This is a genomic window from Clostridium sp. N3C, assembly GCF_900095445.1.
GTDB lineage: Bacteria > Bacillota > Clostridia > Clostridiales > Clostridiaceae > Clostridium_AU.
This window is the reverse complement of the sequence record NZ_FMJL01000048.1, coordinates 14,024-27,638: the sequence shown is the minus strand read 5'-3', so window position 1 is coordinate 27,638 and position 13,615 is coordinate 14,024. Positions and strand designations below refer to the sequence as shown.

Here is a 13,615-nt window from a genome sequence, read left to right as displayed (position 1 = left end):
CTTTTAATATTTTACTCAAAAATATTTAACTATTTTTTCGATATGAAAATTTATGAGAAAAAAATTGAATTATTATTAGCTATAACTACTATGCTATGTGTTGGTGGATGCAATAAAAATGATAAAGTAATAACCTTGACTGAAGATGTAAAAGAAGAAACTCTAGATCAGGAAAATGAAGTTGAAAATTATATACATATTCCTAAAATTTATCATCTCCATGACATAAGTATAAAAACCTTCTTACCAGAGAATAAGAAGGCTTTTTATTTTTAAAGAAACAACTATTTAATTTTATGAATATCATATTAATTGATTTAAATTAAGGTCACTAAAATAATCTGCTATCCTTTTGAAATTTCGCTATTCCTTGATCTGTTAATGGGTGTTTTGTCATCATTTCTAATACAGAATAAGGTACTGTAGCAATATCTGCCCCTGCCATAGCGCAGTCAATTACATGTATAGTATTTCTAACGCTTGCTGCAATTATTTTTGATTCAATGCCATATGTTTTAAAAATATTAGCAATAATCTTTACTAATTCGATTCCACTAGTAGAAATGTCATCCAACCTTCCAAGGAAAGGAGATACAAAGGTAGCCCCGGCTCTAGCGGCCAATAATGCTTGAGCAGGAGAAAATATGAGAGTTACATTTGTTTTAATCCCTTCACCTGAAAGAACCTTTGTAGCCTTTAAACCCTCTGCTGTCATAGGAAGTTTAACGACCATATTTTTATGTATGACTGCTATTTCTCTCCCTTCTTTTATCATGCCCTCTGAATCAAGGGTGTTAGGATTTACTTCTCCACTTATTGGCCCATCAACAATCGATGCAATTTCTGCAATTACTTCCTTAAAATCACGACCTTCTTTTGCAATTAAAGAAGGATTAGTAGTAACTCCACATATAACTCCCATAGCATTAGCCTTTTTTATCTCTTCCACACTAGCGGTATCCAAAAAAAATCTCATATTTTCCCCTCCTCCGATGCTATTTTGCACCATATTTCTTTTCTATTGCAGTAATCATATCTACTCTATTCTGATGTCTGCCTCCTTCAAATTCAGCCTCTAGCCATGCATCTAAAATCATCTTTGCCAGTTCCGGTCCTACCACTCTAGCACCCATAGCTAAAATATTTGTATTATTATGTTCTCTTGAAAGCTTTGCTGTATAAGGTTCACTGCAGACAACAGCTCTAATTCCTGGAACTTTATTTGCTGCTAGGGAAATTCCAACTCCTGTGCCACATACTATAACCCCTTTATCACATTCTCCACTAACGACTGCCTCTGCTACTTTCAAGCCATAAACGGGATAGTCTACTCTTTCCTCTGAGGAGTAAGTACCATAATCAATACATTCAATGCCCTTTTCCTTCAAGTAATCCATTAAAATATATTTCAACTCTGTAGAAACATGATCACAACCTAATCCTATTTTCATAAAATTGCTCCTCTCAAATTTGACTTAATTCCTTAAAGATTAGTTTTAAGGACTTTTTTCATTTGCTGAAAAAAGTCCTCTGTTATTATTGTTAATTATCTTTAGAATAAAATTGATTAATATGACGTACTACATAATTGTGTATTTATTACTTCACGATTAACTTAGAGTCTATAGGAATAGTTTTAACTTCAGCACTGCTTTTAATTTCTACCTTGTTCTTAACAGCTTCCACCATTGCTTCTAGAGATGCTGCACCTATACCTGCTGGGTCCTGAGCAACAGTTGCAGATAATAAACCTTTATTGATGGATTCAACGGCTTCTTTATCTCCATCTGTACCAACTACAAGAATTTCTCCAATTTTATCTGCATTTTGCACAGCTTGTACTGCTCCTAATGCCATAGTATCGTTACAGCAATAAATAGCTTTTAAGTTTGGATATTGTTGAATATAGCTTGCTGCTACGTCTAGAGCTTTTTGTCTATCCCAGTCTGCAGGAAGACTAGCAACTACTTTTAAACCTGCTGCTTCAAAGGCCTTTCTTGCACCATCTCTTCTATCTTCACCAGAAGCATTTCCTGCTTTTCCTTCTATAATAGCTACCTCACTTCCAGCCGGTACATTTTCAATTATATACTTAGCTCCTTTTTCTCCTACAGCTACGTTATCAGTAGTAGCGAAACCGATTACACTTCCTCCCTGAGCATTTAATTGCTTCATATCTATCTTTTCATCTATATTCATTACATAGATACCCTTTTCGTTAGCTTGAACAACAGCTGGGATTATATTTACAGGTGATAGAGGAGCGATACCAATGGCTTTATATTTTCCGTTACTCACCATGTTCTCCATAATCTTTAATTGACCTTCAGTATCTTCTTCTGACTGAGCTGCTTGAATATCTACCTTTATACCTAATTCCTTTGCCTTTGCCTCTACACCTTCTTTCATTTGTACCCAGAAATCGGAATTTTGAGTTTTTAAGATTACAGCATATTCTGCAGAGTTTGAAGAAGATGATGATGTTTTATTTGCTTCCTGTGACTCCTTTGAACTACATCCTACAGCAAATACCATTGTAGCAGCAACCAAAGCGGATAAAATTGATAACTTTTTTCTTTTCATTTTTACATTCCTCCTAATTTTTTTATTATAGTTATACTATTTAAAAATAGTTACTACTTCATTATTAATTTTCTTTATTAAACACATATGCGGCACTTCCTAACACACCGCTTTGATGTGTCTGTTCTGTGAAAATAAACTCTATATTCTTTTCAGGATAAGGCTTTCTTAAAGACTTCCTAATTTCTGATACCAAGAAATCCTTAGAGAATCCTTTCATAGAAATGACTCCTCCGGCCAAAATCACATAATCTGGATCTAAAATATTAATTTCTGTAGCTGCAATTATGGCTATGGTTTTAACAAAATCCTCTATAACAGGTTCATTACTATGTTTTTCAAATATATCGTCTATTATTGTATTTGGGAAAAATTCCTTTGCTATTTTTTCAAGATAAAGACCAGAACATATAGTTTCTGCACATCCTATATTGCCACAGGAGCAAGGTTCTTTTACACCATACATCGGCACATGACCTAATTCCCCTGCCACTCCGTTCTTTCCTGAATATAAATTGCCATTAATGTAAATTGCATTTCCAAAGCCTGTTCCAACATAAAATCCTAGAATTGTTTTATCTCTATTAATATCTAAATTATTGGACTTAATATCATTTATTAGCAAATAGTTTACATCCCTGTCTATATACACCGGTAAATTCAAGTGATTGCTTAATAAATTACCTAAATCAATATTGTCTATACCCTTTAAATTAGGCGTAGAATATACAAAACTTTTATCTTTGCTTACAATTGAAGGTACTCCAATAGCCACAGCCTTTATTTTCCCTTCTAAATCATATCTTATTATATACTGTTTAATTTCCTTACTAATACCTTCTACTGCACCATCCGCAACTATGATACGGCTTGACTTCTTTTCGAAGTTCATCAATTTTCCATCTGCTGAAACTGTACCTATTCTAAAGTTTGTTCCTCCTATATCAATACCTATTACATAGTCCATGTCTTCCTCCCCCTTTTATCTGTTTACTGGACTATTTGCTGCCAGTAGCCTTCTCCATATTAGAAATCATCTTATCCCAAGCTACCCTTAAATCCTTGTCCAAATTAAACAATCCGGAGGATCCAACAATAAATACTTCTGCTCCTGCCTCATAAAGTTCTTTAAAGGTCTTTTCATTGCAAGAACCATCTACTTCTATTAGGTAATTATAACCTTTTTCTTCTTTCAAAGTCTTTGCTTCTTTAATTTTATCTAACATCTCCCTAATGAAAGGTTGGCCAGCAAATCCAGGATCAACGGTCATTATTGTTATCTTATCTAGAAGATGAATATAATGTTGTATATAGGATAAAGGAGTAGCGGGATTTAAAACCACCCCAACTTTACAACCAACACTTTTAATTTTGTTAATAACTCTAAAAGCATCAGAGTTAATTGTTTCTGCATGAGGACAAATATATGCTGCTCCTGCTGCTGCTAAACTTTCTATATAGTTATCAGGATCAGTAACCATCAAATGACAGTCTAAAGGTGCTTTACATACTGGACTCACAGCTTTTACAAAGTCTGGAGATAAGGTTATGTTTTTTACAAAATGTCCGTCCATGATATCTACATGATAAAAATCTGCTCTTTCATTTAAAATTTCTATTTGTTCTTTGATATTTAATAAGTCCATACACATAAGTGATGGTGAAAACATTACTTTCATCGCGCTCTCTCCTTTTATATGTTATTTTCTGCTTGCAACAAATCTATCCATAGCTACTGATATAACAATTAATGCTCCCATTACAATCTGTTGATAGCTGCTTGGCACAGTTAGAACTGTCATACCGTAGTTAATAACTCCTATAATTAAACCACCTACTACTACACCAAATATTTTTCCTTTTCCTCCAAAGAAACTTGTACCACCAATTATTGCTGCTGCTATAGCATAAGTTTCAAAGCCTGTAGCTGCTGCTGGTTCAGCGGCACCAACACGTCCTAGAAGCACTATACCTGCTATACCTGCGCATAAACCTGATATTATAAATACAATTAAAGTATGAAGTTCAACGTTTACTCCTGAATACCATGCTGCATCTTTATTTCCACCTAAGGCGTATATATTTCTTCCTGCCTTACATTTAGTAGTAAAGTAAGCGAGAATCAAAGCTACTACAAGAGCAATTATTACAGGTACAGGTATTCCTAATATTTTACTGCTTATACCTTTTGAAAATGAAGCTGGGAAACCAAATACGGATCTAGCATTTGATATGATTAAAGTTAATCCTCTAAAAATAGATTGAGTACCTAAAGTGATTATGAAGGGATGTAATTTTGTTTTATTAACCAAGGTTCCATTTATAAATCCTATAAATGCACCTATTAATATACCAAGTATAACTGCTACTAAAGGTGATGTCCCACCTACCATTAGTTTAGCAACTATCATTCCAGTTAAGGCTGCAACAGAACCAACGGATAGGTCAATACCAGCTATTAAAATTGCAAAGAACTCTCCAACTGCTAATAAAATGTTTACAGAACTTTGAGTTAAAATCTGAGTTATATTTTTAGCACCAAAAATACTACTAGGTTTCAATATTGCTAATATAATAAGTAATGCTACTAATATTCCAACTGTTCCATACTTTTGCCAAATGCTATTAAAAGATAAATTCTTCTTTTTTGTATTTTCCATTTCACTCACCTCATATTAATTATTTTCCGCCTGTTGATGTTTTAACGATGGCTTCTTCTGTAGCCTCGTCTATACTATAACTACCCTTAATTTCTCCTTCATGGAAGACCTTAATGGTGTCACAAACTGATAACAACTCTGGTAGCTCTGAAGAAATAACTATTACACCTTTACCTTCGTTAGCTAACTTTCTCATTAGTACGTATATTTCACTTTTACTTCCTACATCTATACCCTTAGTAGGCTCATCGAAGATAAAGACTTCTGTACCTGCTGATAGCCATTTAGCTAATATTATCTTTTGCTGATTACCACCTGACAGTTCCGTAATATTTTGATCAATATCACGACACTTAATTTTTAGTTCGTCCTTATATCTTTTACTGTATTCGATTTCATCTTTACCATTTACAAGACCTAATAAACCTTTTAACTTTGATTCCTTTATGAAAGGTAGAATAGAAATATTTTTCTTTATATCAAAGTTATGAAAAAATCCCGTTTCCTTTCGGTTCTCAGTAACCATGCCTAAACCATTCTTTATGGCTTCGTAAGGACTGTTAATATGAACCTCCTGCCCATGAATAAAAATTTGTCCAGAAGATCTTGGTTCTGCACCAAAGATAGCATTCATAAGCTCGCTTCTGCCGGAGCCTACTAGACCAGCAAAACCTACAATCTCTCCTCTATGAACCTGGAAGGAAACATTTTTAACCTTGTTATCCTTTCTGGAAATATTTTTTACTTCAAAGATTACCGGCTCCTGCTGCAAGTTCACACCACTTTCATTGTGATAGGTGCCCTTTATTTTTCTTCCTACCATCATAGCAATTAAATCATCAACTTCAACCTCTGCTACATTTCTAGTACCTACATAGGTTCCGTCTTTAAGTACTGTTACCCTATCACCAATTTCCTTAATTTCCTTCATTTTGTGAGATATATATACTATACCCTTACCCTCTTTTTTAAGCTGATTTATAATCTTAAATAGCTGTTCTGTTTCTGCTGTTGTAAGGGATGTGGTTGGCTCGTCCATTATTATTACATCTGCATTTGAAACTAAAGCTTTGGCTATTTCCACCTGTTGTTTTTCAGAAATACTAAGTTCCTCTACAAAGGTTTTAGGATTTCTCTTAAGACCTACCTTTTCAAGCATTTCCTTAGCTTTCTTATTCATAAAGTTATAATCTACCATTGGAATACCAGCTTTTTTTATCGTTGGTAACTTTCCTACAAATAAATTCTCTTGTATAGAGAGTTCATTTATAACACTTAATTCCTGATAAATAATGCTAATACCATTTTCCTGCGAGTCCTTTGGGGTTAATTGAGAAAATTCTTTATCCTTAATATAAATCTTTCCGGAAGTTGGCTGGTACACTCCACTTAAAATTTTCATTAATGTAGACTTTCCCGCACCATTTTCCCCTAACAAAACATGTACTTCTCCTGCTTTTATATCGAAAGATATATCCTGCAGAGCTTTTACTCCTGGAAAATGCTTTGATACCTTTTCCATCCTAACTAATGTTTTCATAATGCCCTCCTTACTAAAAAATTCTCTACTACAAAATACATGTACATATCCCTTCTTTTACTAATAAAGGTTAATTAAACGTTTTACGTAAAGGTTTACGTAATTATTATATTTTAAGCTTTCCTGGAATGGAAAGCCAAGTTAAACGTTTTACGTAAAGGTTTACGTAAAACCTATTTTTAAAAGCTTTTCTTGTCCGAAAAGCTTAAAAATATATTTCAACATTTAAGCTAAATATATCCCTATAGTACTTATTAACATTTTCATTTTTCAATGAATATTAAGTTGATTTCCTTACATTAAGAGAAACTGGTACTATCATTTCTTTCTGCTTAATATCTTTTTTTCTCATTAATTTGTATAAAGCTTCTGCAGCCAATCTTCCTAATTCATCAGTATTTTGAGTTATAGTTGTAATAGGTGGGTTACAAAATCTAGAAATAGAAACATCGTCAAATCCTACTACCTTAACGTCCTCAGGAACCTTATAACCTTTTTCAATTAATGCATGTATACATCCTAAAGCCATTAAGTCATTAGTTGCAAAAACTCCATCAAAGTAAAGCTCTTTTTTTATAATCTCAGCGGTTTTACTTTTGGCACTTTCATAACCAGGGTTTACACTAACCTCAAAAGATTTAATAGGTTCATCTACCTTATTGACCATCTCATTTAATGCTTGCACAAACCCTCTATATCTATGTCTCACTGGTGAAACAGATCTACTATCCCTTAAGAATAATATATTTCTACATCCTTTCTCAATAAGTTCCTTACCTGCTAAGTATCCTCCATGAATATTGTCTGACTCAATGAGAACATCTGCATGATTAGGCTTTCTATCAATATACACTACCGGCATAGAATATTTATCATCTATTTCCATAACATCGGTACGTCCGGATATGTAAATAATACCATCAACGTTTTTTTCAATAAGATTATTTATATGCATATCCTCTATTTGCTCATTCTCGTTAGAGTCACAAATAAATACGGAATACTTATGTGCTAAAAAAAATGTATCAATTACTCTAACTATCTTAGCAAAGAATTCATTTGTTATATCTGGGACAACTATACCTACACTTTTACTTTTATTTGTCCTTAGCCCTATAGCATTTACGTTTGGAGTATAATTAGACTTTTCAATTATATCCAAAATCTTTCTTTCAGTTTCAGCTGAATAGCCTCCACTTTTATTTATAACTCTTGAAACTGTAGCCGTTGATACTCCAGCCATCTTAGCTATATCAACTATAGACAATTTTTTGGTGCTCATCATCTCACCTCTTGTCCATTAATGATGCTTTTAAGAAAATCTTAGGTAAACATTTTACGTAAACCTTTTACGTAATCCTTTACCTATCTTGTGATTTAATAATATCACCTACAATATAACTTGTCAATATAGTCTGAAAATTTTTTATAAATAATTTAAATCCTTTACATTTCTTCATGTGCAAATAGTTATTACAAAGATCTTCTTAGAATTATCTTTGTAATAACTAATTATTTTATACAAATCTATTCTCATGTGATTTAAGGCTTTCATTGTCCCTTATTATTTAAAAGGTATTTCATATTAAAATCATAACTTGAAGGTTCTTGATATATTCTTAAATCAAATTCAGGAACTACAGCAAAAATATGATCAAAAATCTCCGCCTGAATTATTTCGTATTCTTCCCAATCGGTTTTATTTATAAAGGCATATACCTCAATAGGAAGTCCGGTTTCTGTTGGCGGCAGCTGCCTTACTATTTGGGTTAAATTATCACAAATATTAGGATGGTTTTTTAGATAATTTTCTACATAAACTCTAAAGATTCCAATGTTAGTTAACCCTACACCCTTTGAAATTCCAGCAATATTTTCTCTATATCCCTGCTTATAATCATCAAGCTCTGCTCTTTTACTTACAATATACTCTTTTAAGTAAGGAACTTTTTCTAATCTTTCTAGTAACTCTTCATTGCAAAATTTTATGCTGGTAATATCAATATTTATTGCTCTCTTAATTCTTCTAACCCCTGATTCTTTCATACCACGCCAATTTCGAAAGGACTCTGAAATCATTGCATAGGTTGGAATTGTAGTTATGGTCTTATCAAAGTTTTGAACCTTCACTGTATGCAAGGATATTTCCATTACATCACCATCTGCGCCGAATTTAGGCATTTCGATCCAGTCTCCAATTTGCAACATATTGTTTGTAGTTAGCTGAATACTAGAAACAAGACCTAATATAGAATTTTGAAAAATAAGCATTAGCACTGCTGTAGCAGCTCCAATACCACTTAATAGTATCCATGGAGATCTATCTATTAATACACTAATTATAATGATGGTACCAACTATGTACAGAATAATGGATATAACCTGTAGATATCCCTTAATTGGCCTCACCTTGGAAATTTCATAACGGCAATAAATTTCATTTATCGCATCCAGGAACTTACTTGCCGTTGGCAAAATAATTATCACCATACAGGTAAAGGCTATTTTTTGAATCAATACTTTATAAGCAGGAAAGAGAGGTGCAGAAATATGTATTATAGCAAAGGGTACTATATGGGCAAGACGCTGAAAAATCTTCTTCTGTAACAAAATATCATCCCATTTAAACCTAGTATTTTTTATATATTTCTTTACATATTTAAGTAGAAATTTTTGAATGACTTTATCAGCAGCAAAGCTAATTCCAACAATCCACATCACTGCAATTATATTAGATAAAAGTAGAGCTATCCTTTCATTGGCACCATAATCGATTAACACACTCTCTATCGCTTCTATCATCCTTACTCCCTCCCTACTTTTCTTCTGTTTTATAATATTGCAGTTTTTCATCAGCTATTCCTGTTTTACTTCAAATAAAGTAAGATTTCTAAGTTTAAATTAAGTTATTTTCTTGTTTCTAAAAATAGCTTGTATTATTTGTGAAATTTATATACCTGCTACACTTTCATATCAATATATCACTTTAGTAGAAGAAGTAAAAAATATAAATCCATTAACATAAAAGAGCATATAGCCTTAATTTTTAGGCTACATGCTCTTTATTAACATTGCTAATTAATCCAAACGTATGACTCATAACTCTAAAAGTTCTGAAGCAATTCCTTAGCTTTCTCTTTTAACTCTTCCTTAGTACCATTATTATCTATTAGGTAATGGCAAAGATTTTCAACAATATATAATACATCCCTTTCTGTGTTGTGGTTGCTATTACTATTCTTTGCTGTTTCAAGGCCATCTCTTAAAATTAATCTTTCAAATCTAATATCTTTATCAACCTTTAGGCCCACCGCTAAGAAGCCTTTCTTAGTCCAAAAGTCATAATCTGCAATGGTCCTGCCCCCTACAATTACTGGAATCTCAATTTCTCTTACACGCTTAATATTTTCTTCCAGTACAATTTCAAAACTATCCTTGTCCACTTCTGCTATATTTAGTTTAAAGACCTTTTTTATTTTTTCATAGATTAGACCTATAGTGTATTTATTAAGGATATTAATATCAATCTCTCTAAGCTTATCTGCATAGATCTGATAAAGGGTTCTTTCATTGCCTATCCATTCTGGACTTACTGAGACATAAGGTTGTATTATTCTAATTAAGGCAGAAAGATTATACTTTACAACTTTAGGAGATAAAAGCATAAGTTTATCAGCAAGTTCATCCTTGCCTGAACCCATTTCACCAAATATAATTATTCCATTATATCTTTTCTCCATCTGTTCCCTCCTGAAGACTTTTAATGGTATTATAACATAATTCTACATAAACCGCACGCCCCAGAAGCTTATGCATCTGGGGCGTACATTATTTTTCTCTTCTAGAAGTTATATCCTCATCCTGTGCCTTTCTATCATCCTTACCAAACATATCATCTGCAAATTGATCAAGCCTTGCAGGATGTTTAGATGCTAGATCTTGCCTGCCTCTACTTTTTGCATTACCATCATTTCTACCTGACATTTTATCAACTCCTCCTATAGTATTATCATCCTTAGCTTTCCCGAAAGAAGAGATTTCATAATAAGAAGTTGATAAATATTACTTACATATCACAATTTCAATTGCTTCCATAGAAACTCTGTGTTTCACCCTATCAAAGCTTTCTTTAGTATAAAAAGTAACCTCTTTTCCTTCTTCCACACTCATTTTTCTATTACATATACTATTCATTCTAAAATAATATCTTTGTCCATTCTCTCCCTGTATAAAACCAGCTTTTCCATTAGGAAGAATCTTGTTAATCACACCTTTAAGCTTAGTTTCTCCTTTAAACTTATACTGTCTCCAAAAAGCTTCTAAGTATCTAATCAAGCTAGTTTTATTCAGTTCTTCTTCATTATATTTATAAAGCTTGGCCAAAAATTCATTACTTATCTTCCAGTCATTTTCTTCACGGACCTTTTTAATTAGCAATAGATGGTAGTAAGCTTCTTTTTCCATACCTTTTTGAGAAATAAAGTCTGAAATCTCTTCATAAAGTTTTAACTTGTGCTTATGTTCCCCAAAGGACAAAGCAGCAGAGGCTGCAAACTTTAGAGCCTTATCAAAATCATTTTTCTTTATGTAAATCTTGAACATAGATTCATACAAAAACCATTGTTCTTTTTCTTTTAAAAGGTTAACTAATATTTCTTCAGCTCTATCTAAGTCTCCTAATTCTATTTTTGATACTGCAATTCTATAATTAAACCAAATATTATTATCATGATGCAACTCTTTAAAAGTTCTTAAAGCTTCCTGTGAAATTCTTATACACTCTTCATACTGTCCATTTTTTAAGAGAGCTTTGCTTTTAATGGAATACCACTTTTCTCGCTCTGAAGCTAGTTTCATCTCTTTATTATCTTTCATTAATTTCTTAGGTTCTGCTGATAAAATATTAGGAGAAAGCAATGATATATAATAGTTGATTTTTTCATAATTTATACTGGCTTTGCTTTCTAAGTAATCTACTGCCTTCCATAGGCTATATCTATAAGGAGTATACTCATTATTTTCTGCAAACTTTACAATAAAATCAACGGCCTTAAAAAAGTCTCCTTCATTTCCATTTTGATAATGGAAGTTTCTAATATATTCATAATATATAAACCAGCAATAAATATCTTGCACCCTTTTATACTGAGGATTCCTTTTAAGAACTTCAAAGCTTAATTTTAGACCTTCTCTATATCGTTCCATCTTTTTTAGAGCATTTAAATAGTAATAGTAATCCCACTCATTAAAAATATAGTCTCTTTCCACATTTTCATATAGTTTAATAACTTCATCATATCGCTGTAGCTTGTACAACCTATTAGCATCAAAGGATTTAGATTTTTGCATATTATTCATCTCCATTTAATTATTTCAAAAAATTAAATCTTAAAGCTTTCCTGTATAATTTCTACTTCTTTTTTCTCCAAGTGCTCTGCTTTTTTAACTGTAATTTTTTCATCCCCTAAAAGTTCACCACTTAATAAGGGATAGTTGCAATTATGATTTTTATAGTTAAGCTTTGCTTTTTCATGATCAAAATTAGCATAGCAGTAGGCGCATCCATGAATGCATGTATTGTATTGACCTATATCTACACTTTTTACACAGCCACATTCTTCCCTTTGAGTAGGATCTTTTTTTACATTAATATCTGCTCCAATAATCTTTGAAATTAGCCTATCATCAATGCATTTAGTTGGATTTATACCAACCTTGCTTAAATCAAATTTCTCTGAACAGGCCTCTAAAGTTATACCGTATCCCCTACTTATTTTGGATAAAACCTCAGCCATTTCATATATATCCTCTTCATTAAATTGCTTTATATTTAAATGCTTTATACTTCTTTCCGTCTTCTTGTAAAAATCAATAAAGCTAATAACACATCTTTCTGTGTAAGGACTTAATTCCTGCATAAACCTTTCAAACCATTCATAATGATATTCTTTAGTATAAAAGTCATTTAACAGAATAGGATCATATCTCCATATGACTTTTTCCTTACCTATAGCTTCAGATAAGTCTTTAAAAGTCTTAATTAATTCCTTCTTTGGCCTTAAATTTGTTTCTATATCCTTTCTGTAAGAAGTAATGGTAAATTGAAAGTAATATTTATAGTCCTTAAGCTCCCTTAACATATTAAGCATTGGCTTTGGGTCCTTAGTCCAAAACACAATACAATCCACATCTTCAGCCCTTAGGGATACTTTGCTTACCTGTTTTCTATTAAAAGGATTGATTACATATACATATCCCTCTTTAATCCTGTTAAAGAACCACTCAGAATAAAAGGATGGTATATCTGTACGTCTACTTACACTTAGTATCATTTAAACACCTACTTTTTGCTTATGAGCTTTAAATAATATTCTTCTAGTATATCAAAATTATCACTATTCTCTATTAACTCTTTTTTTGTCTTATCATCAAAATATTTTGCTAATTCTTCACTAAAACAGAAAAAATCAAAGTTTTTATTTCGCCAAGGCTCTAAAGTTTCATAATAAGCATTAATCCTATGATAAAGTTTATCCTTACGGTCTTTTTTTCGTACTTTTTCTTCTTTATCTTCTTTTAATGGTTTATCAAAAAGCTCCTTCAATTGTAAGAAAATATCTTCAGGAAGTTTTTCACTAACTAAACGAAAAGCTTTTTTATTTGGACTATAAAATACTTGCAATATCCCTTTAAAAATCCCATCTATAAAAACTTCGTATTTTATGAGATAATCCCTTACCATGTGCTCTTTAATAGAAAAACTAGTATTTTCTATTACCCTTGAAAATATATCAATTCTTGCTCTAATATCATCTTCACACTTGTATGACAT

Annotated in this window: 15 protein-coding genes; 1 reads left to right on the top strand and 14 read right to left on the bottom strand. The window is 32.1% G+C overall.

The features are described from left to right. Nucleotides 1–276 (top strand): hypothetical protein (locus tag N3C_RS11995; protein ID WP_373432809.1); only part of this gene is annotated, 276 nt, incomplete at its 5' end. A 55-nt stretch (nucleotides 277–331) separates the two neighbouring features. Here N3C_RS11995 and fsa read toward each other — a convergent pair. From fsa to N3C_RS11930, 14 genes are all read right to left on the bottom strand, one after another. After that, nucleotides 332–976 (bottom strand): fructose-6-phosphate aldolase, encoded by a 645-nt coding sequence (gene fsa / locus N3C_RS11990; RefSeq protein WP_074366264.1) that lies wholly within the window; start codon nucleotides 974–976, stop codon nucleotides 332–334. 19 nt (nucleotides 977–995) lie between these two features. Further along, nucleotides 996–1,451 carry a ribose 5-phosphate isomerase B gene (gene rpiB, locus N3C_RS11985; RefSeq protein WP_074366263.1) on the bottom strand — a complete coding sequence of 152 codons (456 nt, stop codon included), beginning with the start codon at nucleotides 1,449–1,451 and terminating at the stop codon, nucleotides 996–998. A gap of 148 nt (nucleotides 1,452–1,599) precedes the next feature. Next, complete coding sequence (gene alsB / locus N3C_RS11980) at nucleotides 1,600–2,583, bottom strand: D-allose transporter substrate-binding protein (RefSeq protein WP_074366262.1); 984 nt, start codon at nucleotides 2,581–2,583, stop codon at nucleotides 1,600–1,602. 64 nt (nucleotides 2,584–2,647) lie between these two features. Next, entirely contained in the window at nucleotides 2,648–3,550 is a 903-nt protein-coding gene (gene alsK, locus N3C_RS11975) for an allose kinase (RefSeq protein ID WP_074366261.1), read from the bottom strand. A 31-nt stretch (nucleotides 3,551–3,581) separates the two neighbouring features. Continuing rightward, nucleotides 3,582–4,262: a D-allulose 6-phosphate 3-epimerase gene (gene alsE / locus N3C_RS11970; RefSeq protein WP_074366260.1), complete on the bottom strand. Its 681-nt coding sequence runs from the start codon at nucleotides 4,260–4,262 to the stop codon at nucleotides 3,582–3,584. 21 nt (nucleotides 4,263–4,283) lie between these two features. Next, nucleotides 4,284–5,243 (bottom strand): D-allose ABC transporter permease, encoded by a 960-nt coding sequence (alsC, locus tag N3C_RS11965; RefSeq protein ID WP_074366259.1) that lies wholly within the window; start codon nucleotides 5,241–5,243, stop codon nucleotides 4,284–4,286. Between the two features lie 19 nt (nucleotides 5,244–5,262). Beyond that, a complete protein-coding gene (locus N3C_RS11960; RefSeq protein ID WP_074366258.1) occupies nucleotides 5,263–6,783 on the bottom strand; it encodes a sugar ABC transporter ATP-binding protein in 1,521 nt (506 codons plus the stop codon). Nucleotides 6,784–7,063: 280 nt separating this feature from the next. Continuing rightward, nucleotides 7,064–8,065, bottom strand: coding sequence for a LacI family DNA-binding transcriptional regulator (locus N3C_RS11955; RefSeq protein WP_074366257.1), 1,002 nt, complete (start codon nucleotides 8,063–8,065; stop codon nucleotides 7,064–7,066). A gap of 269 nt (nucleotides 8,066–8,334) precedes the next feature. Beyond that, nucleotides 8,335–9,585, bottom strand: a complete 1,251-nt coding sequence (locus N3C_RS11950; protein WP_143312670.1) for a mechanosensitive ion channel family protein — start codon at nucleotides 9,583–9,585, stop codon at nucleotides 8,335–8,337. Between the two features lie 302 nt (nucleotides 9,586–9,887). Beyond that, nucleotides 9,888–10,523, bottom strand: a complete 636-nt coding sequence (locus tag N3C_RS11945; protein WP_074366256.1) for a hypothetical protein — start codon at nucleotides 10,521–10,523, stop codon at nucleotides 9,888–9,890. 88 nt (nucleotides 10,524–10,611) lie between these two features. Then, nucleotides 10,612–10,767 (bottom strand): hypothetical protein, encoded by a 156-nt coding sequence (locus N3C_RS15105; protein ID WP_178377816.1) that lies wholly within the window; start codon nucleotides 10,765–10,767, stop codon nucleotides 10,612–10,614. Between the two features lie 78 nt (nucleotides 10,768–10,845). After that, nucleotides 10,846–12,132 carry a tetratricopeptide repeat protein gene (locus N3C_RS11940; RefSeq protein WP_074366255.1) on the bottom strand — a complete coding sequence of 429 codons (1,287 nt, stop codon included), beginning with the start codon at nucleotides 12,130–12,132 and terminating at the stop codon, nucleotides 10,846–10,848. 32 nt (nucleotides 12,133–12,164) lie between these two features. After that, nucleotides 12,165–13,115: a DUF1848 domain-containing protein gene (locus N3C_RS11935; RefSeq protein ID WP_074366254.1), complete on the bottom strand. Its 951-nt coding sequence runs from the start codon at nucleotides 13,113–13,115 to the stop codon at nucleotides 12,165–12,167. 8 nt (nucleotides 13,116–13,123) lie between these two features. After that, nucleotides 13,124–13,615: a hypothetical protein gene (locus N3C_RS11930; RefSeq protein WP_074366253.1), complete on the bottom strand. Its 492-nt coding sequence runs from the start codon at nucleotides 13,613–13,615 to the stop codon at nucleotides 13,124–13,126.